Annotated in this window: 30 protein-coding genes; 16 read left to right on the forward strand and 14 right to left on the reverse strand. The window is 61.9% G+C overall.

Annotated features, from left to right (window positions below; all coding sequences use genetic code 11):
- Nucleotides 1-50 precede the first annotated feature (50 nt).
- A complete protein-coding gene (locus QOV41_RS01590; RefSeq protein ID WP_284579086.1) occupies nucleotides 51-1,061 on the reverse strand; it encodes an LLM class flavin-dependent oxidoreductase in 1,011 nt (336 codons plus the stop codon).
- A gap of 139 nt (nucleotides 1,062-1,200) precedes the next feature.
- On the opposite strand from QOV41_RS01590, the gene QOV41_RS01595 reads away from it, so the two are divergent.
- Entirely contained in the window at nucleotides 1,201-1,779 is a 579-nt protein-coding gene (locus QOV41_RS01595; RefSeq protein ID WP_284579087.1) for a hypothetical protein, read from the forward strand.
- Here QOV41_RS01595 and QOV41_RS01600 read toward each other — a convergent pair.
- The gene (locus QOV41_RS01600; RefSeq protein ID WP_284579088.1) at nucleotides 1,776-2,966 is read right to left on the reverse strand and encodes a BaiN/RdsA family NAD(P)/FAD-dependent oxidoreductase; all 1,191 of its coding nucleotides are present in this window, start codon (nucleotides 2,964-2,966) and stop codon (nucleotides 1,776-1,778) included. The genes QOV41_RS01595 and QOV41_RS01600 overlap by 4 nt on opposite strands.
- Before the next feature lie 362 nt (nucleotides 2,967-3,328).
- Here QOV41_RS01600 and QOV41_RS01605 point away from each other — a divergent pair, with 362 nt between their 5' ends.
- Nucleotides 3,329-4,366 (forward strand): aspartate-semialdehyde dehydrogenase, encoded by a 1,038-nt coding sequence (locus QOV41_RS01605; protein WP_284579089.1) that lies wholly within the window; start codon nucleotides 3,329-3,331, stop codon nucleotides 4,364-4,366.
- A 105-nt stretch (nucleotides 4,367-4,471) separates the two neighbouring features.
- Entirely contained in the window at nucleotides 4,472-5,374 is a 903-nt protein-coding gene (locus QOV41_RS01610; protein WP_284579090.1) for an EamA family transporter, read from the forward strand.
- Nucleotides 5,375-5,418: 44 nt separating this feature from the next.
- On the opposite strand, the gene QOV41_RS01615 is transcribed toward QOV41_RS01610, so the two are convergent.
- Together QOV41_RS01615 and QOV41_RS01620 are read right to left on the reverse strand one after the other, a co-directional pair.
- Complete coding sequence (locus tag QOV41_RS01615; RefSeq protein WP_284579092.1) at nucleotides 5,419-5,712, reverse strand: EF-hand domain-containing protein; 294 nt, start codon at nucleotides 5,710-5,712, stop codon at nucleotides 5,419-5,421.
- Nucleotides 5,713-6,084: 372 nt separating this feature from the next.
- Complete coding sequence (locus QOV41_RS01620; protein ID WP_284579093.1) at nucleotides 6,085-6,726, reverse strand: carbonic anhydrase; 642 nt, start codon at nucleotides 6,724-6,726, stop codon at nucleotides 6,085-6,087.
- 59 nt (nucleotides 6,727-6,785) lie between these two features.
- On the opposite strand from QOV41_RS01620, the gene QOV41_RS01625 reads away from it, so the two are divergent.
- From QOV41_RS01625 to leuB, 5 genes are all read left to right on the forward strand, one after another.
- Nucleotides 6,786-6,992 (forward strand): DUF1737 domain-containing protein, encoded by a 207-nt coding sequence (locus QOV41_RS01625; protein WP_284579094.1) that lies wholly within the window; start codon nucleotides 6,786-6,788, stop codon nucleotides 6,990-6,992.
- 62 nt (nucleotides 6,993-7,054) lie between these two features.
- Nucleotides 7,055-8,005 carry an N-acetyl-gamma-glutamyl-phosphate reductase gene (argC, locus tag QOV41_RS01630; protein ID WP_284579095.1) on the forward strand — a complete coding sequence of 317 codons (951 nt, stop codon included), beginning with the start codon at nucleotides 7,055-7,057 and terminating at the stop codon, nucleotides 8,003-8,005.
- A gap of 88 nt (nucleotides 8,006-8,093) precedes the next feature.
- Nucleotides 8,094-8,699: a 3-isopropylmalate dehydratase small subunit gene (leuD, locus tag QOV41_RS01635; RefSeq protein ID WP_284579096.1), complete on the forward strand. Its 606-nt coding sequence runs from the start codon at nucleotides 8,094-8,096 to the stop codon at nucleotides 8,697-8,699.
- An 8-nt stretch (nucleotides 8,700-8,707) separates the two neighbouring features.
- Nucleotides 8,708-9,097 (forward strand): RidA family protein, encoded by a 390-nt coding sequence (locus QOV41_RS01640; RefSeq protein WP_284579098.1) that lies wholly within the window; start codon nucleotides 8,708-8,710, stop codon nucleotides 9,095-9,097.
- 9 nt (nucleotides 9,098-9,106) lie between these two features.
- Complete coding sequence (gene leuB, locus QOV41_RS01645) at nucleotides 9,107-10,207, forward strand: 3-isopropylmalate dehydrogenase (RefSeq protein ID WP_284579100.1); 1,101 nt, start codon at nucleotides 9,107-9,109, stop codon at nucleotides 10,205-10,207.
- Between the two features lie 185 nt (nucleotides 10,208-10,392).
- Here the strand turns inward: leuB and rpsP are convergent, their stop codons facing one another.
- From rpsP to QOV41_RS01660, 3 genes are all read right to left on the reverse strand, one after another.
- Nucleotides 10,393-10,758, reverse strand: a complete 366-nt coding sequence (rpsP, locus tag QOV41_RS01650; protein ID WP_284579101.1) for a 30S ribosomal protein S16 — start codon at nucleotides 10,756-10,758, stop codon at nucleotides 10,393-10,395.
- A gap of 33 nt (nucleotides 10,759-10,791) precedes the next feature.
- Entirely contained in the window at nucleotides 10,792-12,396 is a 1,605-nt protein-coding gene (gene ffh, locus QOV41_RS01655) for a signal recognition particle protein (protein WP_284579103.1), read from the reverse strand.
- Nucleotides 12,397-12,614: 218 nt separating this feature from the next.
- The gene (locus QOV41_RS01660) at nucleotides 12,615-13,115 is read right to left on the reverse strand and encodes a methyltransferase domain-containing protein (RefSeq protein WP_284579104.1); all 501 of its coding nucleotides are present in this window, start codon (nucleotides 13,113-13,115) and stop codon (nucleotides 12,615-12,617) included.
- A gap of 138 nt (nucleotides 13,116-13,253) precedes the next feature.
- Between QOV41_RS01660 and QOV41_RS01665 the strand changes: the two genes are divergently transcribed.
- Together QOV41_RS01665 and QOV41_RS01670 are read left to right on the forward strand one after the other, a co-directional pair.
- Nucleotides 13,254-13,445 (forward strand): hypothetical protein, encoded by a 192-nt coding sequence (locus QOV41_RS01665; RefSeq protein WP_284579105.1) that lies wholly within the window; start codon nucleotides 13,254-13,256, stop codon nucleotides 13,443-13,445.
- Nucleotides 13,446-13,612: 167 nt separating this feature from the next.
- On the forward strand, nucleotides 13,613-14,812 hold the full coding sequence (locus tag QOV41_RS01670) for a GNAT family N-acetyltransferase (protein WP_284579106.1): 1,200 nt from the start codon (nucleotides 13,613-13,615) through the stop codon (nucleotides 14,810-14,812).
- 51 nt (nucleotides 14,813-14,863) lie between these two features.
- Here the strand turns inward: QOV41_RS01670 and QOV41_RS01675 are convergent, their stop codons facing one another.
- Together QOV41_RS01675 and QOV41_RS01680 are read right to left on the reverse strand one after the other, a co-directional pair.
- A complete protein-coding gene (locus QOV41_RS01675) occupies nucleotides 14,864-15,814 on the reverse strand; it encodes a cupin-like domain-containing protein (RefSeq protein ID WP_284579107.1) in 951 nt (316 codons plus the stop codon).
- Complete coding sequence (locus QOV41_RS01680) at nucleotides 15,811-16,986, reverse strand: GNAT family N-acetyltransferase (RefSeq protein WP_284579108.1); 1,176 nt, start codon at nucleotides 16,984-16,986, stop codon at nucleotides 15,811-15,813. Before QOV41_RS01680 ends, QOV41_RS01675 begins: the two co-directional genes overlap by 4 nt.
- A 214-nt stretch (nucleotides 16,987-17,200) precedes the next feature.
- Between QOV41_RS01680 and dapF the strand changes: the two genes are divergently transcribed.
- The 4 genes from dapF to QOV41_RS01700 all read left to right on the forward strand — a co-directional run bounded on the left by dapF (nucleotide 17,201) and on the right by QOV41_RS01700 (nucleotide 21,326).
- The gene (gene dapF / locus QOV41_RS01685; protein WP_284581420.1) at nucleotides 17,201-18,052 is read left to right on the forward strand and encodes a diaminopimelate epimerase; all 852 of its coding nucleotides are present in this window, start codon (nucleotides 17,201-17,203) and stop codon (nucleotides 18,050-18,052) included.
- Entirely contained in the window at nucleotides 18,052-19,317 is a 1,266-nt protein-coding gene (gene mtaB, locus QOV41_RS01690; protein ID WP_284579109.1) for a tRNA (N(6)-L-threonylcarbamoyladenosine(37)-C(2))-methylthiotransferase MtaB, read from the forward strand. The genes dapF and mtaB overlap by 1 nt, the downstream gene beginning before the upstream one ends.
- A gap of 14 nt (nucleotides 19,318-19,331) precedes the next feature.
- On the forward strand, nucleotides 19,332-20,594 hold the full coding sequence (gene ftsY / locus QOV41_RS01695) for a signal recognition particle-docking protein FtsY (protein ID WP_284579110.1): 1,263 nt from the start codon (nucleotides 19,332-19,334) through the stop codon (nucleotides 20,592-20,594).
- A 114-nt stretch (nucleotides 20,595-20,708) separates the two neighbouring features.
- Complete coding sequence (locus QOV41_RS01700; protein ID WP_284579111.1) at nucleotides 20,709-21,326, forward strand: septation protein A; 618 nt, start codon at nucleotides 20,709-20,711, stop codon at nucleotides 21,324-21,326.
- Nucleotides 21,327-21,341: 15 nt separating this feature from the next.
- Here the strand turns inward: QOV41_RS01700 and QOV41_RS01705 are convergent, their stop codons facing one another.
- The 5 genes from QOV41_RS01705 to tsaD all read right to left on the reverse strand — a co-directional run bounded on the left by QOV41_RS01705 (nucleotide 21,342) and on the right by tsaD (nucleotide 24,586).
- Nucleotides 21,342-21,749: a DUF1761 domain-containing protein gene (locus QOV41_RS01705; protein ID WP_284579112.1), complete on the reverse strand. Its 408-nt coding sequence runs from the start codon at nucleotides 21,747-21,749 to the stop codon at nucleotides 21,342-21,344.
- Between the two features lie 73 nt (nucleotides 21,750-21,822).
- Nucleotides 21,823-22,254 (reverse strand): EVE domain-containing protein, encoded by a 432-nt coding sequence (locus tag QOV41_RS01710; protein WP_284579113.1) that lies wholly within the window; start codon nucleotides 22,252-22,254, stop codon nucleotides 21,823-21,825.
- A 3-nt stretch (nucleotides 22,255-22,257) separates the two neighbouring features.
- Nucleotides 22,258-22,551: a YciI family protein gene (locus QOV41_RS01715; RefSeq protein WP_284579114.1), complete on the reverse strand. Its 294-nt coding sequence runs from the start codon at nucleotides 22,549-22,551 to the stop codon at nucleotides 22,258-22,260.
- Nucleotides 22,552-22,554: 3 nt separating this feature from the next.
- A complete protein-coding gene (locus QOV41_RS01720) occupies nucleotides 22,555-23,541 on the reverse strand; it encodes an NAD(P)H-dependent glycerol-3-phosphate dehydrogenase (RefSeq protein ID WP_284579115.1) in 987 nt (328 codons plus the stop codon).
- A complete protein-coding gene (gene tsaD, locus QOV41_RS01725) occupies nucleotides 23,531-24,586 on the reverse strand; it encodes a tRNA (adenosine(37)-N6)-threonylcarbamoyltransferase complex transferase subunit TsaD (protein WP_284581421.1) in 1,056 nt (351 codons plus the stop codon). The genes QOV41_RS01720 and tsaD overlap by 11 nt, the downstream gene beginning before the upstream one ends.
- Nucleotides 24,587-24,666: 80 nt before the next feature.
- On the opposite strand from tsaD, the gene hemC reads away from it, so the two are divergent.
- Nucleotides 24,667-25,608, forward strand: coding sequence for a hydroxymethylbilane synthase (gene hemC, locus QOV41_RS01730; protein WP_284579116.1), 942 nt, complete (start codon nucleotides 24,667-24,669; stop codon nucleotides 25,606-25,608).
- Nucleotides 25,581-26,336 (forward strand): uroporphyrinogen-III synthase, encoded by a 756-nt coding sequence (locus QOV41_RS01735; protein ID WP_284579117.1) that lies wholly within the window; start codon nucleotides 25,581-25,583, stop codon nucleotides 26,334-26,336. The genes hemC and QOV41_RS01735 overlap by 28 nt, the downstream gene beginning before the upstream one ends.
- Nucleotides 26,337-26,339: the final 3 nt, after the last annotated feature.

Here is a 26,339-nt window from a genome sequence, read left to right on the forward strand (position 1 = left end):
ACCTAGTCTAGGTCAGCGACGCGAAACAAGACGTTAATTTAGCGTTTGCCTCAGCTCCTAGGCGCCAGATCAAAAGCTTTGGCTACCAGTTCATAAGAGCGCCGGCGCAGTTCGTAGCTGTGAATGGTTGTGGTCATCATCACCTCGTCGGCAGCGCAGCTTTCGGCTTTTGCCGCGATGGCATCGCGGACAGTGGTCGGCGAGCCGACGATCCAAAGGCTCGACTGGTGATCGATGATCGATTGCTGCTGCGGCGTCAGAACGCGGGCGTGTGCTTCTTCCGGGCTCATCAGCCGGCGCTGTTCGCCGGTGGTGAAGAGCGCCCACTGCACTGCCTGGGAGTGGGAGAGATACCGCGCCTCCTCGTCGGTGGGGGCGCAGACGACTGAAACACAGACCATCGCTTGCGGCTTGGGGAAGTGTTCGGTGGGGCGGAACGCGGCGCGGTAAGCCTCGAAAGCCGGTGCGGGCGGGGTGTGGCTGAAGTGGGCGGCAAATGCATAACCGATGCCCAACTGGCCGGCAGCTTCTGCGCTGGCGCCCGAGGAACCCAGCAGCCATAGCGGCGGCAATTTCACGCCACCTGGCGACACCGGCACGCGGGAGAAGGGGTGGTCGGGCGGAAAGCTCTCTTCTTCAAAGGCCAGAAGTTCGCCCATGTAAGCGGAAAACTCTTCTCCACCACCGCTGCGCAGGGCACGCATCGCATAACCATCCCCGCCCGGAGCCCGCCCGATCCCCAGATCGATGCGACCGGGATGCAGCCCCTCGAGCGTACGATAGGCCTCCGCAATCCGCAGGGGCGCGTGGTTGAGCAGCATGACCCCGCCCGAGCCGACTCGCAGATGCTTGGTGTGGGCGGCGGCGCTGCCAACCAGAATCTCCGGCACGGAGGAGGCGATGGACGCCATGCCATGGTGCTCGGCATACCAGAGGCGCGTGTAACCCAGCCGGTCACCCAGTTGGGCCAGTTTGATGGTTTCTTGCATTGCCTCGGGCGTGGAAACGCCTTCGGCAATAGGAGCAAGATCCTGGATGGACAGGGCAAAGGGTGCGGTCATAGCAATTACTCGAACAGGAAATCGGAAGTCTTCTATCGGCAAAATGCGATGGAAGCGAGGCGGTTCGGGGTTAACGTTCCGTTCAGGACAATTTTAGCTAAATCTTGCCTAGTGGGTGTGTGCGGTTCTCAATCGCACCATGCGCATCTTCTCTGCCCCACGTCCGCTTGCCCTCCTATCGCTCTCCCTAGCGCTGTGCGGTGCTCCAGCGGGGCAGGCGCTGGCCCAGTTCAACTTTCTGCCCGAGATTCGCGCCGGCGTGTTCAGCCGCGGCGTAGATCATGGGCAGAACCTGCTCGATCCCGAACGCATAAGCGATGCCAATGTCGAACTGCTCTTTTCCGCGCCGGACCTCAATGCTTGGACTGTGGTAGGCGAGCTGCGGCCCCATATGGGCGCCACAGTGAGCTTCAAGGGTGAGGACCCCTATGCTTACGCCGGGCTGAGCTGGACGGTGCGCGCGCCGATCCTGCCGGTTTTTGTGGAGGCGAGCGCTGGTGGCGTCGTCCATGGCAGCCTGCTTAATGCGCCGCAGGGCGATCCTTCGCGGGCGCTGGGCTGTGGCGCTGGCCTCAGGCTTGCAGCGAGCGCGGGGTTGGACCTGCCGCTCGGTACCTCGCTTATTGGCACGGTGGAGCACCTGCCAGACTTCGGTACCTGCGGTACGTCCGAGCGGGCCAATACCAATGTCGGCGTGCGGCTGGGCTTCCGCTTCTAGGCAGCCTGGCCGGCCGCCCAGCCCGACGCCCAGGCCCACTGGAAATTGTAGCCGCCCAGCCAGCCTGTAACGTCAACGACCTCCCCGATAAAGAAGAGGCCCGGCACGTTTCGCGCGGCCATGGTCTTGGCGTCGAGATCGCGCGTGTCGACACCACCTAGGGTGACTTCGGCGGTGCGATACCCCTCCGACCCGACGGGCTTGAGTCGCCAATCCTTGAGCGCCGCTGCCACTTCTGCGAGCTTTTTGTCCGAAAAATCGCCGATCATCCCCGGCATATTCAGCTCCTCGCCGATGAGCTGCGCTAGCTTTTTTGGCAGGAAGTTGGCGACGACGGTTTGCACCTGGAGCTTTGGGGTTTCCTTGCGTGCCCGCCGGAGGCGTTCTCCGGCATCAACCTCAGGCAGCAAGTCGACCGCAATACCGTCGCCCTCGCGCCAAAAGGACGAAATCTGCAGGACTGCCGGGCCCGATAGTCCGCGATGGGTAAACAGCAGCGCCTCCTCGAAGGCCGTCTTGCCGTGGCGCACGATGGCGTCCGTCGCGATCCCTGAGAGGGGTTTGAGCTTCTCGAGGGCGCCCGTCTCAAAGGTGAGGGGGACCAGGGCCGGGCGAGTGTTGGTGAGGCGCAGGCCAAATTGGCTGGCGAGCTGATAGCCTAGCCCTGTGGCGCCCATCTTGGGAATGGATTTGCCGCCGGTAGCAACGATGAGGCTCTCGGCGGTGACCGAAGCAGTCGAGAGCTCGAGGGCAAAACCGTCATCGGTTTTGCTGGCGCGCTCGATTTGCGTCTGCAGCGACAGTGTTGCCCCGGCGCGCCGCATCTCAGTGAGGAGCATGGTATTGACCTGCGTCGCCGGGCCGTCGCAGAACAGCTGGCCCAGAGTCTTCTCGTGAAACGCAATGCCATGCTGCTCAACGAGCGCAATGAACATCTCGGGCGTGTAACGGGAGAGTGCGGACAGTGAGAAGCGCGGGTTCTGCGACAGGAAGCGGTCGCGGCCCTTCTCCGCCGTGGCGTTGACATTGGTGAAGTTGCAGCGCCCACCGCCCGAGATGCGGATCTTCTCGCCGGCATATTTGGCGTGATCAACTACCAGCACCGACCGGCCGCGCCGACCTGCTTCGATGGCAGCCATCATGCCGGCGGCACCGGCGCCGAGAACGACGACGTCGTAGTGAGTCATAAGGCATTGTTCCGGTGGGGACACGTTGCGCTCGGTCTAGTCGAACTGCCACTCCCTGCCAAGCAAAGCCGCACCGGGTTGCCCGCCCGGCGCCAAAAACATTGACTCTTTCCTATATCCGCGTATGACAAGTCCTGCTTTGCAAACTAGGCAGTCCATCGATGCGCAGCCTTGCCGACATTGCTGATCTGGCCACCACCGGGCGTCATGCCCGTGGCGCTGCTGCCATCATGACCAAAACTACCAAAACCGTCTGACGCTTTTCCCCGGGCACGTCTCCCGCCGGGGAGAGGCTCAAGAGTATGCCGCAAGCCCAGGAGGTTTGCGCGGGGGCGGAATTGGCAAGGAACCGGAGTTCCAAAATGGGTTATCGCGTCGCTGTAGTCGGTGCCACGGGAAATGTGGGTCGGGAAGTTCTCAATATCTTGGCGGAGCGCAAGTTCCCCGCCGATGAAGTCATCGCCCTAGCGTCCTCGCGCTCGATTGGGCGGGAGATCTCCTTTGGCGACAAGATCCTCAAGGCTAAGAACCTCGATGATTTCGATTTCACCGGCGTGGATTTTGCGATCATGTCGGCGGGCTCTACCATCGCCAAGGAATGGGGCCCGCGCATCGCTGCGAAGGGCTGCATCGTCATCGATAATTCGAGCTACTGGCGCTACCATTCCGACGTGCCGCTAGTGGTGCCGGAAGTGAACGGCCATGTGCTCGACGCCTGGATGGCCAATCCCAAGCGCACCAATATCATCGCCAACCCCAACTGCTCGACCGCCCAGCTCGTCGTGGCGCTGAAGCCGCTGCACGACGCGGCCAAGATCACCCGCGTAGTGGTGTCGACCTACCAATCGGTGTCCGGCGCCGGCAAGGAAGGCGTCGACGAGCTCTGGAACCAGACCAAGGGCATTTTCGTCAACGATTCCGCCACCCCCGGCAAGTTCCCCAAGCAGATCGCCTTCAACGTCATCCCGCACATCGATGTGTTCATGGAAGACGGCTACACCAAGGAAGAGTGGAAGGTCTTGGCCGAGACCAAGAAGATCCTCGATCCTAAGATCCGGGTGACCTGCACCGCCGTGCGCGTGCCGGTCTTTGTGGGTCATTCCGAAGCGGTGAACATCGAGTTCGAGAACCCCATTTCGGCGGATGAGGCGCGCGACATCCTGCGCGAGGCACCGGGGATCAGCGTGCTCGACAAGCGGGAAGCCGGTGGCTACGCGACGCCGGTCGAGATCGTGGGCGAATACGATACTTTTGTCAGCCGTATCCGCGAGGATGCCACGGTGGAGAACGGTATCGCGATGTGGGTCGTGTCCGACAATCTGCGCAAGGGCGCCGCACTCAACACCATCCAGATCGCCGAGACGCTGATCGAGCGCGGCCTGATGCAAAAGGCGGCTTAGTCACGCCGGGCGTTCGGCATCCCGGCTTAAGTCGGGGTGCCAGTATTTTCCTTAAGCGACCATCTCGGGATTTGCCCGGCACAGGGCCGGGTTAGCATCTTGGGCGTGGCCGACCAGAGTGTCCCCATGCCCATTCGCCATGTCCTGCTGGCTCTCCTGACGGTTGCGATCTGGGGCTTCAACTTCGTTGTCATCAAGCTCAGTGTCGAAGCGCTGCCACCCATTCTGGCGGCGGCCCTGCGCTTTTTCTTCGCCGCCCTTCCGGCAGTATTCTTCGTCCGGCCGCCAAAGGCGCCATGGTATCTGGTGGTCGGGTTCGGCCTTGCCCTTGGCGTCGCGCTCTACGCCTTTCTCAATCTTTCGATCGCCTGGGGCATGCCGGCGGGTCTGTCCTCGCTGGTGCTGCAGGTGCAGGCTTTCTTCACCATGGGGTTGGCGTTTTTGTTGCTGGGCGAGCGGCCCAGCCGTTTCCAAGTGATGGGGGCGGTGGTGGCCTTTGGCGGTATCGGCGTGATCGCCCTGGAACGCGTTGGCGAAACGGCGCTAGTGCCGTTGACCATGACCTTGCTTGCAGCCCTCTCCTGGGGATTGGCCAATGTGCTCACGCGCAAGGCCGGTAAGGTCAATGCCGTCTCCTTCACCGTCTGGGGCGCGTTGGCGGCACCTTTGCCGCTGCTGGCCCTGTCGCTCTTGATCGAGGGACCCGAGGCGGTAGGGGCCGCACTATCGGACTTTGGCTGGTCGGATGCAGCGCTGATCGCCTTCCTCGCCTATCCGGCAACTCTTCTTGGCGGCGGCATCTGGAGTTGGCTGCTTGGGCAGCACCCGGCCACGGTGGTGGCGCCGTTCACGCTCCTTGTGCCGATTACCGGTGTGCTTTCCGGGCATCTGATCCTGGGCGAAGTTATCACCCTGCCCGAAATCGCGGGTGGCGCGCTGGTGATCCTGGGATTGATGGTGACGCTGATGCGCGGCAAGCCGCCCGTCGTTGCGGTGCGACTGGATTGACGGGAAGGGAAGGGCCACAGATGCGGGCCCTTCCCTTGAAGCGTTTAGCCGCCTGTTGGAGCGGCCGGTATGGCTTGGATACCCATGGCTCCCTCGGCGCTGCCACTGGCAGAAGGCTGGAGGGCCGCGAGTTCTTCCATGGTCAAGGCTCCATTGCCATCGATATCAGCGCCGTCAAACTCTTCCTGCGTCAAGTCCGGCCAGCCAACCACCAGTTCGGCAAAGGTCAAATCGCCGCTGGCATCGGCGTCGAGCGCCGTGAAGTTGGCCGGGGTCTGCGCCAGAGCGGCACCTGGGAAGCCGAGTACCAGAAGGGCGGGAACAACGAATTTGTGCATGAGTTTGAGCTCCACGGTGAGAGGAAGCGGCGACAGGTCTGCCCGGCGCCGACGGATCACTCTCCCGTGATCCGTCCCTGCAAGCTGAGCGCACAATGTGTCGCTCGCGGGCCGGGACAAAGGCACAGATCAGGAAAGTTGAGGGCAAGCCATAGGCAGTTGTGGCGACTATTCGGCGCAGAACTAACGGGGTAATTACGCACACCTCATCTCCGCCTCACGAAAGAGTATCTGGGGGAAGGCGCTGAGCTTTTTGAGTTTCGCCAAGCGGAACGGGCGCGGACCGCTCTAGATTTCGGTGGTGCTATTCTTCACGCGGCCGTTATCCGGCGGCTGATTACCGGCAGACACTAAGTTGCGGCAGCATCCGCATCAGAGTTCAGGGCGGATGAAGTCGCCACTTTGTGCATCCATGATCCAAAGTTCGCCTGTCGAAATGTCAAACCAGGCGCCATGCACCGTCAGTTCGCCCTTGGCTTCGAGTTCGGCGACATAAGGAAAGGTGCGCAGGTTGCGGATGGAGTTGCGGATGGAAATACGTTCCATCGCTGTCTGCCGCTCACTTTCGGTTAGCAGGGCATTCTGCCCCAACTGACTGGGAAGTTCGCCCAGCATGCTCATCCACTTGCCGATGAAGTCGCCACTGTCGAGCGGCTTGGCGACGGGGCCGAGCGCCGCACGGATGCCACCGCAGCGGCCATGGCCCATAATAACGATGTTCTTGATGCCAAGGCCTTTGACCGCGAACTCGATCGCGGCGGAGGTGCCGTGCTGTCCACCGTCAGGCTGATAGGTGGGCACTAGGTTGGCCACATTTCGTAACACGAAAAGCTCGCCCGGACCGGAATCGAAGATCATCTCTGGCGCCGCGCGGCTGTCGCAGCAGGCGATGATCATGGTTTCCGGCGTCTGTCCAAGCGAAGCGAGGTCCCGAATGCGGTCCTTTTCGCGAGCATAGCGTCCCGCCATGAAGTTGGCGTGGCCTTCAAGCAAGTGGTTGGGAAATCCGTGCATGGGAAAGCGATTAGCTGTAAGAGGCGCAAAGATCAATCAGGTGCATCGGGGGACGTGCCATGCTCATTTACCGCTTCCTTTCGGGGGAAGACGATTCCAGTTTTTGTCACAAGGTCACCAGAGCGCTGACGGAAGGCTGGCAGCTGCATGGCTCGCCCACCTATGCCTATGATGCCATTACCAAGAAGATGAAGGTGGGTCAGGCGGTGACCCGCGTCGCCAAGGATCAGCCATACGATCCCGACAAGAAGCTAGTTGACTATTAGACCCGGCTTGACGGGGCGGAACGCTGGTCCCATCTAGGCGTTCCGCAGCCAAGGAGAGGCACATGGTCGCCAAGATTTTCATCGACGGAGAAGCTGGAACCACGGGGCTGCAGATCCGGGAGCGCCTAGCTGCCCGGCGCGACCTCGAAGTGCTCTCGATCGATCCGGAGAAGCGCAAGGACCAGAGCGAGCGCCAGCGGCTGCTCAATGCAGCGGAGGTCGCCATCCTCTGCTTGCCGGACGATGCGGCCAAGGAGAGCGTCGCTCTGATCACCAACGAAACCACAAGGGTGATCGACGCGTCCACCGCCTTTCGGGTGGATCCGAACTGGACCTATGGCTTCGCCGAAATAGAGCCGGGGCAGGGCGAAAAGATCGCCCAGGCGCGGTTCGTGTCCAACCCGGGATGCTGGCCGCAGGGACTGATTGCGGCGCTCCGCCCGCTGGTCGAGGCGCGCCTCGTGCCCGGTGACTACCCGGTCAACTATCACGGCATTTCGGGCTATTCTGGGGGCGGCAAGCAGATGATCGCCGAGTATGAAGGCGCTGCCTCGGCCAGCCAATACATGCCTTATGCCTTGACCTTCGTGCACAAGCACCTGCCGGAAATGGCGCTTTACGCCAAACTGAACCGCTCGCCGCTCTTTGAGCCCGTAGTGGGCAATTTCGCGCAGGGCATGGCTACCTCCGTGCCGCTCCACCTCGACATGATGGCGGAGATCCCTACGGGCAAGGACCTCCATGCAGCGCTCTCGGACTATTACGCCGCCGTACCGGACAGCTTTGTGCAGGTTGCGCCCTATGACCCCTCCGCTGGCAAAAGCGTGGGCCTCGATCCCCAGGTGCATAATGGCACCAACACGCTGACCCTCCACGTCTTTGCCAATGACGACCGGCAACAGGCGGTAATTGCAGCGGTCTACGACAATCTTGGCAAGGGCGCCTCGGGAGCCGCAGTCCAGAACCTCAATCTTATGCTGGGCGTCAACGCGCGCGAGAGCCTCGCCGCGTAGGGCGCCTGACCGAACGGTTTCGCGCTAACCCGACTTGACCCCAACCTCCGCTTTGCGCCATGACCCATGGCCAAAGCGAGGTTTTCCCATGGAAAAATTCACCACTCTGACCGGTGTCGCGGCGCCCCTGCCGATCATCAATATCGACACTGACATGATCATCCCTAAGCAGTACCTCAAGACCATCAAGCGGACAGGTCTGGGGACGGCGCTCTTTTCCGAGATGCGCTACAATGAGGACGGCACCGAGAACCCCAATTTCGTCCTTAACAAGCCCGCCTATCGCAGTGCACAAATCATCGTCGCCGGCGACAATTTCGGCTGCGGCTCAAGCCGCGAGCATGCCCCCTGGGCGCTCCTGGATTTTGGCATTCGCTGCGTGATCTCCACCAGCTTTGCCGACATTTTTTACAATAATTGCTTCAAGAACGGCATTCTGCCGCTGGTGGTCAGCCCCGAGCAGCTCAAGATGCTGCTTGACGATGCCGAGCGCGGCTCCAACGCCACCCTGACCATCGACCTCGAGGCGCAGACCATCAAGGGTCCCGATGGCGGCACGCTCCACTTCGATATCGATCCGAGCCGCAAGCAGATCCTGCTCGAAGGGCTGGACGAGGTCGCGGGAACGCTCAAGGCCGATCCTTCCATCACCGCTTTTGAACACAAGATGGCCGCCGAGCGGCCCTGGCTCTGAGGACACCTATGGTGCAGCGCATTTCCACCGGCTCGCCTTTCGAGACGACTTTTGGCTATTCCCGTGCCGTGCGGCACGAGGACACCGTCTATGTCTCGGGCACGACGGGCTATGACTATGCCAGCATGACCATGCCCGAAAGCGTTAGCGAGCAGGCCAGCAATGCCCTCGCCACGATCGACAAGGCGCTCAAGGAAGCCGGCTCTTCCATCGAGGATACCGTGCGCGTCGTCTACTATGTCGGCGATCGATCCTATGTGGACGAAGTCGTTGCTGCCGTGGGACCGGTCTTTAGGAACATTCGTCCCGCCGCCTCCATGCTGATCGTCCAGATGATCGAAGCGGGCATGAAGATCGAGATCGAAGTCACGGCGCGCATTGGCGCCGCCAACAGCTAAAGGCACATCATGGCCACTCATTCACTCTTCCTCCTGCCGGGCGACGGTATCGGCACCGAGATCATGGTTGAGGTGGAAAAGCTCATCGCCTGGACCAACAGCGAGCAGCTGACCGATTTCTCGACCGATAGCGGCCTTGCCGGCGGTTCGGCCTATGACAAGCACGGCGTAGCCATCACCGACGAGGACACCGGCAAGGCACTTGCGGCTGATGCGGTGATTTTTGGCGCCGTTGGCGGTCCCAAGTGGGACAACGTCCCCTATGAGCATCGTCCGGAAGCTGCGCTCCTGCGACTGCGCAAGGAAATGGCCGTCTTTGCCAATCTGCGTCCCGCCATCTGCTACCCGGCGCTGGCCGATGCCTCCTCGCTCAAGCGCGAGCTGGTGGAAGGGCTCGACATCCTGATCGTGCGCGAGCTTACCGGCGGCGTCTATTTCGGTGAACCAAAGACCATCACCGAGCTCGAAAACGGGCAGAAGCGCGCCATCGATACCCAGGTTTACGAGACCTATGAGATCGACCGCATCGCCCGCGTGGCTTTCGATCTCGCCCGCACCCGCTCTGGCAAGGTCCATTCGGCGGACAAGAAGAACGTCATGAAATCGGGCGTCCTCTGGGACGAGGTGGTAAAGGGCGTTGGGAAAGACTATTCCGACGTCGAGCTGCACCACATCCTGGCTGACAACGCCGCCATGCAGCTCGTGCGCAATCCCAAGCAGTTCGACGTCATGGTCACCGACAACCTCTTCGGCGACATTCTCTCGGACGTGGCGGCCATGCTGACCGGCTCGCTGGGCATGCTCCCATCGGCTTCGCTCGGGGCGCCCGATCCGGTGACTGGCAAGCGCAACGCTTTCTACGAGCCCGTTCACGGCTCGGCGCCGGACATTGCCGGGCAGGGCATCGCCAATCCCATCGCCATGATCGCCAGCTTCGCCATGGCGCTGCGCTATTCCTTCGGCATGATCGAGCTCGCCACCAAGGTCGAGAACGCCATTTCGGCCGTGCTCAGCGAAGGCCTGCGCACCGGCGACATTGCCCAGGACAACCGCAAGACCGTCGGCACCGAGGATATGGGCGCGGCGATCCTGGCCAAGCTCAAGGCGTAGCAACCCCCACCCAGCCTCCCCTTTTGAGGGGGAGGAGCGCATCGAGTTCGGCAACGATCTCCCGCCACCCACCGGCAGATCCCTTTCCCTCCAGGAGGAGGTTAGGTGCGGGTCCTCTCAAGGATCGACCAACAAAAAGCCCCGGTGTCTCCACCGGGGCTTTTCCATTACCGTGTCGCCAAGCCTTATTCGGCAGCGGCTTCCTCGGCGGGAGCGGCGGCCTTGGCGGCGCGCTCTTCGGCACGTTCCTTGGCGCGCTCACCGGGCTCGCCCTTGTTGGGGTTGTTGCGGGCGTCGCGCTTGGCCAGGCCAGCAGCGTCGAAGAAGCGCAGCACGCGGTCGGTCGGCTGGGCGCCAACAGACAACCAGTGCTGAGCGCGCTCGGTGTTGAGCACGACGCGGTTCTCGGCGTCCTTGCCCAGCAGCGGGTTATAGGTGCCGAGCTTTTCGATGAAGCGGCCATCGCGGGGCGAGCGGGCATCGGCGACGACGATGTGGTAGAAGGGGCGCTTCTTGGTGCCAGCGCGGGCAAGACGGAGCTTGAGGGCCATTTTTGGGTGTCCTAAAGGTTTAGGTTGAAGGAGTTATTTCTTTTTGCCCATGCCGGGTAGGCCTGGGAAACGGGGAGCACCGCCGAGCCCGGGCAAGCCCGGTCCGCCGGAGGACTTAAGAAGCGAGCCCACATCGGCGGGCAGGGCCTTGGGAGCAGGTGCCTCGGCGGCACCGGGCAGGTTCTTGAGCATGGTAGGGTCGACGCCGGCCTGGCGCGCCATCTGCTCGAGCTGGGCGGGATCCATCTTGGACAGATCGGGCATGCCGCCCATCCCGCCCATACCGCCGAGCATATTGCCCATCTTGCCGCCGAACATGCCGCCAAGCGCGCCCATGCCGCCCTTGGAGACTTTTTTCATCATGTCGGCCATCTGGCGGTGCTGCTTGGCGAGTTTATTGATCTCGCTGACCTCGACACCGGCACCGGCGGCAATGCGCTTGCGCCGGCTGGCATTGAGCAGGTCCGGACTGGCCCGCTCCTTTTTGGTCATCGAATTGATGATGGCGACCTGCCGATCGAAGATCTTCTCATCGACATTGGCGCCTGCCATGGCCTTTTTGAGCTGTCCGGCACCGGGCAGCATGCCCATGAGGCCGCCCATGCCGCCCATCTTCTTCATCTGCAGCAATTGGCTGCGCAGATCCTCGAAGTCGAAGCTACCCTTTTTGAGCTTCTTGGCCATCTTGGCCGCGTCCTCGGCCGAAACGCTCTCGGACGCGCGCTCAACCAAGCTGACAATGTCGCCCATGCCCAGGATGCGGTCAGCGATGCGGCTGGGGTGGAAGTCCTCCAGAGCATCCATCTTTTCGCCGACACCGATCAGCTTGATCGGCTTGCCGGTCGCCGCGCGCATGGACAGCGCGGCGCCGCCACGACCGTCGCCATCGACGCGGGTCATGACAATGCCGGTGACGTCCAGCCGGCTGTCGAAAGAGCGGGCGACATTGATGGCGTCCTGGCCGGTCAGTGCGTCGACCACCAGGAGGATTTCATGCGGATGGGCGATCGCCTTGATTTCGGCGGTCTCAGCCATCAGTTCTTCATCAATATGGGTGCGACCCGCCGTATCGAGGATCAGCACGTCATAACCGCCCAGGCGTCCCTCGCGCTCGGCGCGGCGGGCGATCTGCACCGGCGTTTCGCTGGCGACGATCGGGAGCGTATCGACGCTCACCTGCTCGCCCAGCACGCGCAACTGCTCCATGGCTGCGGGGCGGCGCGTGTCGAGCGAGGCCAGAAGGACCTTTTTCTTCTGCCGTTCCTTGAGGCGCTTGGCGATCTTGGCGGTAGTGGTGGTCTTGCCCGAGCCCTGCAGGCCCACCATCAGTAGGGTAACTGGGGCCTTGGCATTGAGATCGATGGTGACCGTGTCGGAGCCCAAAACCGAGACCAGCTCGTCATGGACGATCTTGACCACCTGCTGGCCCGGCGTAACCGAACGGGTAACCTCGGCGCCGACGGCGCGGTCCTTAACCTGCTCGACGAAGGCGCGGACCACTTCAAGCGATACGTCGGCCTCGATCAACGCGCGGCGGATTTCGCGCAGCGCGGCTTCCACGTCCGCGGGGCTGAGCGCGCCACGGCCACGAATGCCATCAAAGATTTTGCCAAGCCGGTCGGAAAGGCTCTCGAACATATTTGGTCCTTCTCTCTGGGAGATCCCATGAGACATAGGGTTCATTACGGCAAACGACAAACCCACCCGCGGGCGCAACGCGCTGGCGGATGTTGGCCTCCGGGATCGGTTTATACCCTGAGGGGTCCCGGTCGGCTGGTCAGGTGCAAAAGCCTGATGAACGGGCTGCGTGTAGGGGAAAGCGCAGGCAGAGTCAAGAATGCCGGCAAATCAGCCGGTCAGTCCAGTGTGGCGCGGAGCACTCTTACCGGCCCGGCGCACTCGCTGACGGTGAAGCCGGTCTCTTCCAGGCCCTTCTGCGTGCGGCGGGCGATTGCGTAGGCCTTGTGACTGCCCGGTGGCGCCTCAAAGGCGAAGACGAAAACGCCTCCCGTGCGCAGGAGCGATTTGATCAACGCGGGCCAGTCCTCCTTGAGACGAAGGCCGAAGTCGACATTGACTGCAAGGATGCGATCGAAACGCGCGCCCTGCCAGTCAACGGCTTCGAGCGCCTCCGCCCTGGTGCGCAGCCTGCCCGATGCGAGAGCCTCAAGCGAGCTTGCTTCAACCGTCCCGATCATCTTGGCGGATCGGTCGAGCGCTAGGATGCTCCCGGTCGTGAGCCGCTCCAGAATCAGCCGGGTGGCAACCCCATGACCACAACCGATTTCAACCACGTCCTCGTGCCCGAGGAGTTCAAGAGCTTCTACTGCTGCGATATGGCGACGGGCGATCGACATAAGAAAGCCATGGACCGGAAGCTGAAATAGTTGGCATGTGGTTAATTGTGATGACGATGGGACATTCGTGATGGATCTATTGTCGGAAGGCCTCCGTTGCCGCGGGCAAGCACGAGAGCCCAGGGGAGTTGCGGACCTATGAAGCTATTGCTTGCGGTAGATATTGCCGACCGCATTATTCGCGCAGCCAGGCGCGACCACAAGCTCGATCTTCAAGCCGAGGCTGACGACTTGGTTCAGCGCCACCCAGAAGCTGAGGTGTCGGTGGAAGAAGTCGTTGCGGTGCTCGTTGAGGAAGCAAGAGCTGCACAGTACCTGCCGGCCGTCTAGCCGGGCGCACTACCCTACCTGCCGCAGTTGTGGCATCTCAAACGATATCCATCGTCTCCAACCTCGCACACTTGGCCGGGTAGATTGGTGGGTGTTGCTCATCCCATTAATCAATTCCTGCATATTACCCGCTAGCTTGGCCGTGAGTTCCGAGCCATGGGCCCTTCATGACAGTGACCCTGCTGACAGCGACAACCGCTGAACACAAGGTATCCAACATCCCCCGATCGCTTGAGATCGAGCTGTTCCGCGACATGGAAGTTGCCGAGGGAGAATGGCGGGCGCTTGAAGCTGTTGCCGTGCTGACGCCCTATCAGCGCTTCGATTGGATCAAAGGCCTCATCGATGCCGGGCTGGAAACCGACGAGGGCCTCGCTGTCGCCGCAATCCGGTGGGGTGAGCGTACTGTGGCTTTGCTCCCGCTGGCGATCAGGGGCCGGTGGGGCGCTCTCCGGATCGCCACCATGCTGGGCACTGCATCGTCCAACAGCGATTGGTTGATTGCTCTGCCAGAGTTCAAGCCGGACGCTCCAACTTTGCGCCGCTTGCTGCACCGGATCTGCAAAGCGGCGGGCGGGGCCGATCTCGTGACGCTCTATAACCAACCCGAGCGCTGGCAAAGTATGGATAACCCCGTGCTGGCTCTGAACAAGGCGCTCGGTGCATCCAACACCTATGTCGCCACCATCGCTGCGACGCCCGTGCCTTATATCGATCATCGGTTGAGCACCAAGCGGCGCAACAATATCCGACGTGGCATGCGTCGCCTTGAAGAACTCTACGGACCTGTCCGGACCGTGCGCGTCAACGACCTGCCAACCTTGGAGGCGGCCCATCGAGCCTTCCTTGAGCAGCGCGGTGCCCGGTTTGCCGAAATGGGCGTGCGCAACATCTTTGCCGAGGATAGCTTTGTGCGCTTTTTCCGGCAATTGGCAGCCGCTGGATTCGGCCAGCGTCGCCCGGCATTGTGTCTTCATGCACTCTTTGCCGGTGAGGAGATCGTTGCGACCTGCTGGGGAGCCATGGCCGGTGACCACTACTCGCAGTACATCAATTCAACCAGTTCAGGGCCTGCTGCCCAATATAGCCTCATGGCCATTCTGAACGGCATGGTGATGGACGACCTCACCCAGTCCGGCATCCAGACGATGGACATGGGCCTGGGCGACTTCGCCTATAAGACCGAGTGGACGCAAAGCGAGCCGGTGTTCCACAGCGTCATCGCCATGACGCGTCGGGGTCAGCTTGCCGCCGGATTTTCAGGACTGCAGGGGATCGTCAAGCGCCAGATCAAGCAGACCCCCTGGCTATGGGACAAGGCTAAGCTGCTGCGCCGAATTCTCTTCGGCTTGACCCACAGACCCTGACCACCGGGCGGCAGGTGGTCCGCCGCCCTGGCAATCTGCTGCAATCAAGCCCTACATGCCCGCCTGCTTGGGCTTGGCTTTGTCGCGATAGTAGTAATTGGCGTTCTTGCCCAGAACCAGTGTGCGGATGACCTTGCGCAAGCCCTCGCTCTGACGCAGCGGCGCGGCCGCAATCGCCATTGCCTGCACAGCCGCAACCTTGAGTCCGTCCAGTGCCGGGCTGAGCCCAGGCGCCTGCTGGGGAAAGCCGCGGTCGCGCAGCATGGAGTTGGCGAGATAGAGATTGTTACGGCGCTTCACCTCGGGGGTCTTCCAGGTAATCGCGAGCGAGATGGAATAGGTCGCTTTGGTCTTGACCCAGTGCGGCCAGATATAGGGCACGAACACGCCTTCGCCGGGCTTGAGGTCGTGGACGGTGCCGCGCGCCGCATAGGCGTCGTCGAACTTCAGGTTCCGGTGCTTGGTGATGGCGTGCTCGATCTGGTCTTCACTGGCGATGCTGCGATCGGAATTGTCGTAAATGGCAAACTGCTTATCGCCATGGATCTGCACGAAAAAGTTGTCCTCGCTATCGAGGTGGAACGGCGTGGTGGAATTGGGTGAAGACACGAACATAAAGCCCTGAATGTCGGTGAACCCGGCGTCCTTGACGCTCTTGAAACCGCGCGCCTTGGCCACCGAGTTGAGCGCTTCTTCCAAAAGCGCGCGGTAGGTGGGGTGGTGCTCGACACGCTTGAGCACCATCCAGGCGCCGGCGGTTTCAATCTGGGTGATGACCTCTTCGGGGTCGAGATCTACCAGCGGGGTGGAAGAGGGGTCCTGGCTGACTGCCGCCTTGCCCGAATTGTATTCAATCCGGTCGCGCGGCAGGGCTTTGACCAGTTCCAGGATCGCTGGCAACGTCAGGCGAGCGTCTCCGACCAAGCCATGGTTGATGCGGAAGGGCTGGTTTGGAAACTGCGTCTCGAAGGCGGTTTGTTCGGCGGTTAACAATGCGGTCACGAGCGTTTCTCCTTGGTGTTGCGGAGGGCATGCAGCAGTCGTTTGGCGCTGCTGCGAGCCCCTCGACGGGCGGCCATCGTAGCGATGATGGCGCCCGCGACGGGATCGTCGGGGGCGGTTGGAATCAAAAGATCGCCAATGGGCAGACGTTCGCGCCAGATATGGTCGATCATCGGATGCCCGGCGTCGGCGGTGGAATCGACTAGGGTAATGGTTGGGTCGGCAGCAAAGTGGTGGGTTAGCTCGAGTGTTAGCTGCACGCCTGGCGAAAAGCGCGAGCGGCTTTCGTCGTACGCGATCTTGAAGAAGAGGGCCTGGGTGCTCTGCCGGACTATGATGCCCGACGCGATGACCGCGCCATTAACGGTGAGTTCGCCGATTTCCACGCGCCCATCGGGGCTGAGCCCGGCTGCCGCGGCGCGCACGAAACTGGCGTCATTGGAGTTTTGCCCTAGGCCGGTGCCACCCGCGCCTTTCCAACCCTTTGCCTCGAGAATCAAAAAGCGCTCGAGCGCAGCCATGACCGCATCGGGAGTGTTGGCGATGGCGAAGGAGACAGGGCCCTCCTCGGCGAGGCGGTTGCGTAGACGCCGCAACTCCTTGAGCTTTTTGCCCCCCATGCCGGATCGCAAATAGGGTTCGGCCGGCTGGGTGGCGTCGAACGCGGCCCGCTCATGCTGGTTGTGGAGGGCATGGCTGAGGCCGCGCCGCTCCATGGCTCGCGCCAGTGCCGCAAAAGCAGGTCCGTTGAGCGTCATGGCGGGTAGGGAAAGCAGGCGTGCCCCGGCAGAAGCTGCGGCATCGATCAAGGCACCGGCAGCCCGTTCGGCGTGCTCGGCATGCAGGAGGGGTACGCTGAGCGGACTATAGGGTTGTTCGGCAACAAGCGCGGGCACCGGCAATCGCAAGGCAGTCCATGCCCACACCACCGGCACCAAGCCGATCAGTTCGCGAGTGGCGCTGTCATCCTGCGCGAGCAACAGATTGGGTTTGCCCAGCTTGCCTGTCAGGCCGAATGCCGGCAGCCCGTATTCGGGCGAGAAGAAGCCATTGGGCTCAATGGCAGCCCCGCACAGCTGACTCCATGCAGCAGGCGCCACAGATTGCAAAGGCACCAGCGCGGTACGGGCAACGAACCGCACCGCATCGGACACCCTGTCGATGCTGTCCACCGCCGTTCCGCCCATATGGCACGCTTCGCCTCCATTCGAGCCGACCATAGGGCAAATGGCGTTGGATGGGGAAACTGCCTCGCGTCCTGGTTAAGGCGCTCTGAAATAGCAGTTGTACGCGGCGGACTGGCAATTTTCGTGCGCATCCGCCATATAGGCGCTATTGAACAGAATACGAGGCGAGACGGCCGTGAGCGGCGTGCCCTTTTGGAAGATGAACGGGCTGGGCAACCAGATCATCGTAGCCGACATGCGCGGCCGCGCCGACCGCGTTACGCCTGAAGCCGCTGTCGCCATTAATGCCAAGCCGGGCACGAAGTTCGACCAGATCATGGCTATTCATGATCCCAAGACGCCAGGGACCGCCAACTATATCGAGATAATCAACTCGGATGGCTCGCAAGCGCAAGCCTGTGGCAATGGGATGCGTTGCGTGGTGCAGGTTTTGAGCGAAAATGCCGTTCAGAGTGCGTTCATCTTCGAGACCGTCGCGGGGCTGCTGACCGGCGAAACCCAGGAAAACGGGCTCATTACCGTCGACATGGGCACCCCGAAATTTGCCTGGTTCGAGATCCCCCTGGCCGAAGAATTCGGCGACACTCGCGCCATCGAGTTGCAGATCGGTCCGATCGATGCCCCTGTTTTGCACTCGCCTTCGGTCGCCTCCATGGGCAATCCGCACGCTACGTTCTGGGTCAAGGACGACGTCTGGAGCTATGCTCTCGACCGGTTCGGACCACTTCTCGAGAACCATCCGATTTTTCCGGAGCGGGCAAATATCTCGATCGCTCAAGTGCTTGCACCCGACAAGATCATCCTACGCACCTGGGAACGCGGCGCCGGCCTGACGCAAGCCTGTGGAAGTGCGGCCTGTGCTGCGGTGGTCAACGGCGCCCGCACCCGCCGCACTGCGCGCAAGGTCACGGTTACCCTGCCAGGCGGCGACCTCCACGTCGAATGGCGCCCCGACGATCATGTGGTTCTCACCGGCCCGGCGGAACTAGAATGGGCCGGCACGCTCGACCCCGCCACCGGCGAATGGGCCCGGGCCGAGGCCGCCGCCTAATGGGAGTTGAAACACTTACATTCGGCTGCCGGCTTAACGTCTATGAAGCCGAGGTCATGAAAGCCGAGGCGCAAAAGGCGGGGCTGGATAACGCTGTTATCATCAATACTTGCGCGGTGACAGCAGAGGCCGTGCGGCAGGCCAAGCAAGCCGTCCGCAAGGCCAGGCGTAACCATCCCGAGGCCCGGATTATCGTCACGGGCTGCGCCGCCCAAACTGAAGCGCGCAGTTTTGGCGACATGGCCGAGGTTGACCTCGTCATCGGCAATGCCGACAAACTCAAGGCCGAAAGCTACCAGCCCATGGTGTTCGGCACGCCTCTTAACGACAAGGTGCAGGTTAACGACATCATGAGCGTGCGGGAAACCGCAGGTCACCTGATCGAAGGCATGGACGGGCGCGCCCGCGCTTTTGTGCAGGTGCAGAATGGGTGCGATCATCGCTGCACCTTCTGCATCATTCCCTTCGGCCGTGGACCCTCGCGCTCGGTGCCGATGGGTGCTGTGGTCGAGCAGATCAAAAAGCTCGTCGGTAATGGTTACCGCGAAGTGGTGTTGACCGGGGTTGATATCACTTCATACGGGCCCGATCTGCCGGGGGCGCCCAGCTTGGGCAAGCTAACGCAGGCGATCCTCCGCCACGTGCCGGATCTGCCGCGACTGCGGATTTCCTCAATCGACTCTATAGAAGCAGACGAAGCACTATACGAGGTCGTCGCCAGCGATCGCCGATTGATGCCGCACCTACATCTGTCGCTGCAGTCAGGCGACGACATGATCCTCAAGCGCATGAAGCGGCGCCACTCCCGCGATGATGCACTCACCATTGTCGACAAGCTGCGAAGCCTCCGACCAAACATGGTGTTCGGGGCAGATATCATCACGGGTTTTCCCACCGAAACCGACGAGATGTTCGAGAACACACTACGGATCATTGGCGAGGCCGAACTCACGTACCTCCACGTCTTCCCATATTCACCGCGGCCGGGTACGCCGGCGGCGCGCATGCCGCAGGTTGATAAACGCGTGGCGCGTGAACGTGCCGCTTCCCTGCGCGATGAAGGCGACCGGCAATTTGCCAAGCTTTGTGCAAGTCGTGTGGGCGCAACCGAGGCCGTATTGATCGAGCGCGAGGGTTTGGGGCGAACCGAGCAGTTTGTGCCCGTTTTAGTCCCCGGCACGCAACCGGGTGAACTGCTTGCCGTTCGCATCACGGAAGCAGCGAGCGAGGGACTCGTGGGCGAGGCGCTGCGGCAAGCGGCATAAGCAAAGGGCTGCCAATGAGCGACAAGAAGCCAGGTTTCTTCAAGCGCCTGTGGGGGGACATCGTTGGCGAGCAGCCTGCGCCACCGCCCGAAGCTCCGGTCAACGACGTACCGCCCGGTGAGGGGGCACCCGCCGAAAATGTGCCGCCAATCGAAGACGCGCCACCTGCTCCTGAGAAGGTGGAGACTACATCGCCCACGCCGGACGCCGAGCCAGACGAGGTGACATCGCCGGGTCCGCCAGAGACCACGCCCGACTATGTGGAAGAAGTCGAGGAACAGGCGACCGCCGCCCGCCTGGCGCAAGGGGTGCCCGAGGCCGTGCCAGTTGTTCCTGCGCCGGAAACCGCCGAGGGGCGGCGGCAGAATTGGTTAAGTCGGCTTTCCTCCGGGCTGCGGCGCTCCTCGGACCAGCTCACCACTTCCATCACGTCGGTGTTCACCAAGCGGCGGCTCGACGATGCTACATTGGAAGAGCTTGAGGACGTCCTCATCCAAGCCGATCTTGGCCTCGAGACGGCGATGGCGATTACAGAAACGCTTCGACGCGACCGCTTCGACCGGGATGTGTCGGGGGAGGACGTGCGCGCCGTTTTGGCAAGTGAAGTTGAAAAAGTGCTCTCGCCGGTGGCGCGGCCGCTGGCAGTCGAGGGGGAGCACAAGCCCTTCGTGATCCTGATGATCGGCGTGAACGGGTCGGGCAAGACCACCACCATTGGCAAGCTCGCGCAGAAGCTCTCCGCGGAGGGCAAATCGGTGATGCTGGCGGCGGGCGATACATTCCGTGCGGCCGCGATAGAGCAGCTACAGGTTTGGGGCCAGCGCACCGGCGCTCCGGTGGTGACGCGGCCCGCTGGAGCGGACGCTTCCGGCCTCGCCTATGACGCCGTGACTGAAGCCAAGGCTGCCGGCACAGACGTGCTCATTATCGATACTGCGGGGCGACTGCAGAACCGCGATGAGCTCATGAATGAGCTCGAAAAGGTCATACGCGTTATTAAGAAGGTCGATCCGACGGCGCCGCATGCCACCTTGCTGACCTTGGACGCCACGACTGGCCAGAACGCCATGCGGCAGGTCGAGATTTTTGGCCAACGCGCTGGGGTTACCGGGCTGGTCATGACTAAGCTCGACGGGACCGCGCGGGGCGGCATTCTGGTGGCGATCGCCCGCAAGTTCGGGTTGCCGGTGCACTTTATTGGTGTGGGCGAGGGGGTGGATGATCTCGAGCCGTTCGCCGCTGCCGATTTTGCCCGAGCGATCGCGGGACGCGAATAAGTACAGGCACTTAGATCGTCGCAATCTCACCATGCTTGCGAGCTATGCAGGCCTTGCATGGCGCGGCACTTGCCCGCACAGTGTGTGGATTGCACGATGACAAAAAGTTTGCCTATGACTGAAAAAGCCGAACCGGAGGTCAACTGGGATGAGTTGCGGCCCCAGCTGATAAAGATGAGCCTCGAGCTCGGTCCACTGATTGTTTTCTTCATCGCCAATGCACGCGCTGACATTTTCGTCGCGACGGCATGGTTCATGGGTGCGATGGCCGTTTCGCTGATCCTCTCCTGGGCCATTCTCAAAAAGATTGCCGTCATGCCGCTGGTGACGGGCGTTGTGGTGCTGGTGTTCGGCGGCCTTACGCTGTGGCTACAGGACGATACCTTTATCAAAATGAAGCCGACCATCACCAATGTGTTGTTCGGATCGGTGCTGCTAGGCGGGCTGCTTTTCGGCCAATCGTTGCTGAAATATGTCTTCGGCGAAGTCTACAAATTGCGGCCGGAGGGCTGGAGCAAGCTCACCTTCAACTGGGGCGTGTTCTTTTTTGTACTGGCAGTTATCAACGAAGTGCTGTGGCGCAATTTCTCAACCGATTTCTGGGTTGCGTTCAAGGTCTGGGGCATCATGCCGCTTACGGTGATCTTCTCGCTTAGCCAGATGTCGCTGCTCAACAAATACGCCCCTGCCGATGAGCCGGAGCATGTGCCCCCAGTGGTTGTGGAAAGCTAAGGCGGATCCCCGCCGCTAGCCGAAGAGCCCGATCACCACCCCGTCAATCAAAAGGACGGCTAGCAGGTAGCCGCCATCGATAAGCGTGCGCGCCCATAGCGCACCCTCATATCGGTGGTTGAGCACCATGGCTGTGATGACGAAGCCTAACCACATGTGGGCGCCAATCAGCACGCCATTGGCGACGCTGATGTCGCCGGTCAGCAGCGGCGTGAGCAGGGCGATGAAGTAGGCCATGACGAACAGGCACAACACCGACCAGATGTACGGCATATAGTCGGACTTGTTGATGTCCTCTGGCTTCTTGCCGATCGAGGCCGTCCATTGCTTGGCAAGGGCCATGTACCAACCGGCCCCGAACAGCCAACTGGCAAGCGTTGCTAGAATGACGGCAAGCCAGTTCACCGCAAAGTGCGAAATCATCTTGTTGTCCCCCAATGCGCAAATGGCGCGGGCGGAGATTAGACCAGGGGAATGCGGGAGGGAAAGCGGTCGGTTAAAGTCCACCCATCGTGCAGATCAAAGCCCATTCCTCGGGGCGCACCGGGGATACCGAAAGGCGAGAGAGCTTGATCAGCGCCATCTCGGCGAGTTCGGGGGTGTTCTTGATGGTTTCCAGGGTCACCGGCGTGGGCAGCGGTTTTACCGCCTCCACTTCCACACACTCCCAAACAACCTTGCCGTTCTTCAGCTCGGCGGTGCTATCGGGATGGGCTGGCGCTGCGATCCGGATAATGCCGACGATCTCCTTGCCGATATTGGAATGATAGAAGAAGGCTTCGTCGCCCACTTCCATCGCCTTCATGTTGTTGCGCGCGGCATAGTTACGCACGCCGTGCCACTCTTCCAGCACGCCCTGTTGCGTTTTCTCCATCATCTCATCAAATGAAAAGACGTCCGGCTCGGACTTCATCAGCCAATAGGCCATGGACTAGCTGCCCTTAGCCATGTTGTTGATGGCAATACGCCAGGGCTTGATCTCGTAGCTGGCAAAGATGCCTTCTTTGACGAAGGGGTCGGCTTCGAAAGTGGCGGTGGCCGCTTGCAAACTCTCGGCTTCGATCACCATCAGGGAACCCTCGGGCACCCCATTCCCGTCCAGCATGGCGCCGGCAAGGACCATCTTGTCGCCCAGGCTATGAAGATGGTCCAGATGGACCGGGCGCACGGCCGTACGCTGCTCAGTCGTGCCGGGTCTATCCTTGGCAATCATGGCGTAGAGCATTGTCTAGTTCTCTCTTTTGAGGGGGCGGGACATCAGCCCCGCGACGACGGTTGTGATGTCGGCCTGCTGTGTCAGCACCTGTTGGACTGCGCCGATCAGCGGCGCGTCGACCCCAAGGCTTCGGGCCAAGGCGTCGGCGACCGGGGTCGTAGCGACGCCCTCGGCCAGCTTGGCGCCCGAAGCGATGATATCGGTAGCGGCCTGGCCGCGACCTAGCGCAATGCCGAACTGATAGTTTCGCGATTGGGTGGAGGTGCAGGTGAGGGTAAGGTCTCCAAGCCCGGCGAGACCGGTGAGGGTGTGGGCGGAGCCGCCCATGGCCGTCACCATGCGCTCCATCTCGGCAAAGGCACGCGCCAGCAGCGCCGAACGCGCGGATAGGCCAAGGCCAGCGCCCTCAACGGCGCCGCAGGCTAGCGCATAGACGTTCTTCAGCGCTCCCGCGATCTCGACGCCGATGCGGTCGTCGGCGGCGTAAGGGCGGAAGCTGGGGCCGGCCAGAGCGGCTGCCAGTTCTGCTGCAAGATCCACACCGTCTCCTGCCAACGTTACGGCGGTGGGGCGGCCAGCAGCGACGTCGGCGGCAAAGCTGGGACCGGACAAAACCAGTGGCAGTGTGTCGGGCGCGATACTGGTGACGATCTCGCTTTGGCGGTCGAGCGTACCAGCCTCAAGGCCCTTGGCTGAAACGATCACAGGCTTGCCTGCTAGCAGCGTCGGCTCCATTTGCTGCAGAACCTGCCGTGTTGACTGCGCCGGTACTGCCAGAATGATAAAGTCTGCCGGTGCGACGGTGGTGGTCGCAACGATGGCAGGATGCAGTGGCTGCGCGCCCAGATAGGTGCTGTTGGTGCGCTGGTTGTTCACCTCGTCAGCTTGTGCGGCGTTCCGCACCACCAGCGATACATTGCGCCCAGCGATCGCAGCCGCCTGGGCAAGCGCCGTGCCCCAGGCGCCCCCGCCGATGACACTGACTGTCTCAAGCCGCATTGGGTGACACCTTCATGTCCTCAAGATCGAGCGGCCAGCGCGGGCGGGCCGTAAAGTCCAGCGCGTTGCTGGCGCCCAGCACTAGCCGCTCGGCGCCTGCCCAGGCGACCATGGCGCCATTGTCGGTGCAAAGCGCGCTGGGCGGTACAACAAGATCGGCGTCGCTCCTAGCGCAGACACTCGCCAGTGCCGCGGCGATCGCCTGGTTGGCGGCCACGCCACCTGCCACCACGAGAGTAGGCCGGACGCCTGGCAGTTCCTCATGAAATCGGGAAAGCGCCTGAGCCGAGCGGACCGCAACAATCTCAGAGACTGCAGCCTGGAAGCTCGCCGCTATATCGCACACGTCCTGTTCGCCCAGGGGTGCCAAGGCTTCCGCCTGAAGGCGCACGGCGGTCTTGAGCCCTGAAAAGGAGAAATCGAGCCGCGCTTCACGGAGTAGCGGCCTAGGGAACCTGAAACGGTTGGGATCACCTTTCTTGGCGGCCTGCTCCACCGCCGGACCACCGGGATGGCCGAGGCTCAGCAGCTTGGCCGTCTTGTCGAAGGCCTCGCCAAGCGCATCGTCGATAGTGCTCCCCCAGCGTTGATAGTCACCCACCCCACGGATCACGACGAACTGGCTGTGGCCGCCCGAGACGAGTAGCATGAGGTAGGGAAAAGTCACACCATTGGTTAGCCGCGCCGTCAGCGCATGTGCTTCGAGGTGATTGACGGCAATGAGCGGCTTACCGAGGGCCGCCGCCAAGGCCTTTGCTGTCGTCAGCCCCACGAGAACTCCGCCGATTAGGCCCGGTCCAGCCGTTGCAGCGATGGCGTCGACCTCCGACAGCTCGATCCCAGCTTCACGCGTAGCCTGTGCAATGATGTGGTCGAGATAGGTGATGTGGGCCCGGGCGGCGAGTTCCGGCACCACCCCACCGAAGGCGGCATGCTCGTCGAGTTGGCTTCGGACCACGTTGGAACGAATCGAACCTCTGCCGGATTGGTCGCGTGAGACAATGGCCGCGGCGGTTTCGTCGCAGCTGGTCTCGATACCCAGAATTGTGGCTTGCGCTTGCCCGGTCACGACGAACTGGTCTACTCCCTCGGGGGTGCCATTGCCTACTATAGGACCTTAACACATTGCAATCTTCGACCCCCTTTGCCCGGATCGGAACGCGCGGTAGCCCGCTGGCCCTTACGCAGGCTCGATTGGTCCGAAGCCTGCTGGTCGAGGCGCACGGCGTTAGCGAAGACGACATCGCCATTGAGGTGCTTTCAACCGGTGGTGACCGGACGCAGGCTTCCAACGTCAATTTGACCGAGCTCGGAGGCAAGGGGCTCTTCACCAAGGAAATCGACGAGGCGATGCTCGACGGGCGGGTCGACATCGGCGTCCATTCTTCCAAGGATGTAGCAACCCGCCTGCCGGATGGCATCATGCTGGCCGCTTTCCTTGAGCGGGAGGATGTGCGCGACGCCTTTATGTCGGTCAAGGTGCAAAGCCTCGATCACCTAGCGGAGAACGCAAAGTTCGGAACGTCCTCGATCCGGCGGGCGGCGCAAGTGCTGCGGCAGCGTCCGGACCTCCAGATCGTCCCTTTTCGGGGCAATGTGGGAACGCGATTGCAGAAGCTACTCGACGAAGTCGCCGATGCCACTATGCTGGCAGTGGCTGGCCTCAACCGTTTAGGGGAAGCTCATCGGGCAACGGCCTTGCTTGACCCCGAGATCTTCCTGCCCGCTCCCGCACAGGGGGCGATCGGCCTTGCGGTGCGTAGCGATGACAAGCGGATGGCCGAGATCGTGACGCCGCTTGATCATGCTCCCACCCACAAGATCATCCTGGCAGAGCGTGCTATGCTGGCGGTGCTGGATGGCTCGTGCCGCACGCCGGTGGGGGCGCTGACCCGCACGGATGGTGACACGCTGACGCTCAAGGGTGAGATCCTGAGCCTTGACGGACAGACTGCCTATGACGCGGTGGCGCGGGATGAAGACCCCATCCGGCTGGGTCGCGCTGTGGGCGAAGATCTGCTGGCGCAGGCGGGCACCGAATGGCTTTCGCAATGGGCTCGCACATGAGCCGCATGCTGGTCACCCGCCCGGAGCCGGATGCACAATCAACCATTGCACGCTTGCGGGCGCTCGATATCGAGGCGGTCAGCGCACCCCTGATGGAGCGTCAAGTGCTGGAGGTGAGTTTGCCTCCGGCTGATGGGTTCGTGGCCATGGCGGTGACCAGCGCCAATGCTATCCGCAGCCTTGCCGATCGGGGCGTGATCGACGCGTACCGCCATCTGCCGGTTCTCGCGGTGGGAGATCGGACGGCGCAGGAAGCAAGCGAGGCTGGGTTTGAGCGGGTCAGTAGCGCCGCAGGGGCTTTCCAGGACTTAGTCAACGCCATCTCTATCTCGGGGCTCAAGGGGCCTCTGTTCTACCCGACGGGCAAGCATCAGAGCGGCGACCTCGCCAAGGCGCTCGCACCACTTGGTGTGATGGTTGCAACCGCAAAGCTCTACGAGATGGTTGCCTCCCAAAACCTTCCTCCAGATGTGCTCGCCGACCTCGCCGCGGGAACCATTGGGGCGAGCCTTGTTTATTCCCGTAGGACTGCGGAGATTTTTGCCGACCTGACAGGCTCGCTAAATCCCGAGCAACGACGGCGGATCGCCATGCTCTGCATGTCCGAGGCCGTTGCCGAGCCTTTGCTGGAAGCGCGCTTCAGCCGCATCAGCCTGGCGGACCGTCCGGATGAGGATGGCATGATGGCACTGGCATTGGCTTTTGCCCGGGAGCAATCTGGGCCATGATCG

This window comes from Devosia sp. RR2S18 (assembly GCF_030177755.1).
Classification (GTDB): Bacteria; Pseudomonadota; Alphaproteobacteria; order Rhizobiales; family Devosiaceae; genus Devosia; species Devosia rhizosphaerae.

What these genes read in the sequence shown, in the direction of transcription:
- QOV41_RS01590 (WP_284579086.1), bottom strand. Translation starts at nt 1,061, where the DNA reads ATGACCGCACCCTTTGCCCTGTCCATCCAGGATCTTGCTCCTATTGCC.
- QOV41_RS01595 (WP_284579087.1), top strand. Translation starts at nt 1,201, where the DNA reads ATGCGCATCTTCTCTGCCCCACGTCCGCTTGCCCTCCTATCGCTCTCC.
- QOV41_RS01600 (WP_284579088.1), bottom strand. Translation starts at nt 2,966, where the DNA reads ATGACTCACTACGACGTCGTCGTTCTCGGCGCCGGTGCCGCCGGCATG.
- QOV41_RS01605 (WP_284579089.1), top strand. Translation starts at nt 3,329, where the DNA reads ATGGGTTATCGCGTCGCTGTAGTCGGTGCCACGGGAAATGTGGGTCGG.
- QOV41_RS01615 (WP_284579092.1), bottom strand. Translation starts at nt 5,712, where the DNA reads ATGCACAAATTCGTTGTTCCCGCCCTTCTGGTACTCGGCTTCCCAGGT.
- QOV41_RS01620 (WP_284579093.1), bottom strand. Translation starts at nt 6,726, where the DNA reads ATGCACGGATTTCCCAACCACTTGCTTGAAGGCCACGCCAACTTCATG.
- QOV41_RS01625 (WP_284579094.1), top strand. Translation starts at nt 6,786, where the DNA reads ATGCTCATTTACCGCTTCCTTTCGGGGGAAGACGATTCCAGTTTTTGT.
- argC (WP_284579095.1), top strand. Translation starts at nt 7,055, where the DNA reads ATGGTCGCCAAGATTTTCATCGACGGAGAAGCTGGAACCACGGGGCTG.
- leuD (WP_284579096.1), top strand. Translation starts at nt 8,094, where the DNA reads ATGGAAAAATTCACCACTCTGACCGGTGTCGCGGCGCCCCTGCCGATC.
- QOV41_RS01640 (WP_284579098.1), top strand. Translation starts at nt 8,708, where the DNA reads ATGGTGCAGCGCATTTCCACCGGCTCGCCTTTCGAGACGACTTTTGGC.
- leuB (WP_284579100.1), top strand. Translation starts at nt 9,107, where the DNA reads ATGGCCACTCATTCACTCTTCCTCCTGCCGGGCGACGGTATCGGCACC.
- rpsP (WP_284579101.1), bottom strand. Translation starts at nt 10,758, where the DNA reads ATGGCCCTCAAGCTCCGTCTTGCCCGCGCTGGCACCAAGAAGCGCCCC.
- ffh (WP_284579103.1), bottom strand. Translation starts at nt 12,396, where the DNA reads ATGTTCGAGAGCCTTTCCGACCGGCTTGGCAAAATCTTTGATGGCATT.
- QOV41_RS01660 (WP_284579104.1), bottom strand. Translation starts at nt 13,115, where the DNA reads ATGTCGATCGCCCGTCGCCATATCGCAGCAGTAGAAGCTCTTGAACTC.
- QOV41_RS01665 (WP_284579105.1), top strand. Translation starts at nt 13,254, where the DNA reads ATGAAGCTATTGCTTGCGGTAGATATTGCCGACCGCATTATTCGCGCA.
- QOV41_RS01670 (WP_284579106.1), top strand. Translation starts at nt 13,613, where the DNA reads ATGACAGTGACCCTGCTGACAGCGACAACCGCTGAACACAAGGTATCC.
- dapF (WP_284581420.1), top strand. Translation starts at nt 17,201, where the DNA reads ATGAACGGGCTGGGCAACCAGATCATCGTAGCCGACATGCGCGGCCGC.
- mtaB (WP_284579109.1), top strand. Translation starts at nt 18,052, where the DNA reads ATGGGAGTTGAAACACTTACATTCGGCTGCCGGCTTAACGTCTATGAA.
- ftsY (WP_284579110.1), top strand. Translation starts at nt 19,332, where the DNA reads ATGAGCGACAAGAAGCCAGGTTTCTTCAAGCGCCTGTGGGGGGACATC.
- QOV41_RS01700 (WP_284579111.1), top strand. Translation starts at nt 20,709, where the DNA reads ATGACTGAAAAAGCCGAACCGGAGGTCAACTGGGATGAGTTGCGGCCC.
- QOV41_RS01705 (WP_284579112.1), bottom strand. Translation starts at nt 21,749, where the DNA reads ATGATTTCGCACTTTGCGGTGAACTGGCTTGCCGTCATTCTAGCAACG.
- QOV41_RS01710 (WP_284579113.1), bottom strand. Translation starts at nt 22,254, where the DNA reads ATGGCCTATTGGCTGATGAAGTCCGAGCCGGACGTCTTTTCATTTGAT.
- QOV41_RS01715 (WP_284579114.1), bottom strand. Translation starts at nt 22,551, where the DNA reads ATGCTCTACGCCATGATTGCCAAGGATAGACCCGGCACGACTGAGCAG.
- QOV41_RS01720 (WP_284579115.1), bottom strand. Translation starts at nt 23,541, where the DNA reads ATGCGGCTTGAGACAGTCAGTGTCATCGGCGGGGGCGCCTGGGGCACG.
- QOV41_RS01735 (WP_284579117.1), top strand. Translation starts at nt 25,581, where the DNA reads ATGGCTTTCGCAATGGGCTCGCACATGAGCCGCATGCTGGTCACCCGC.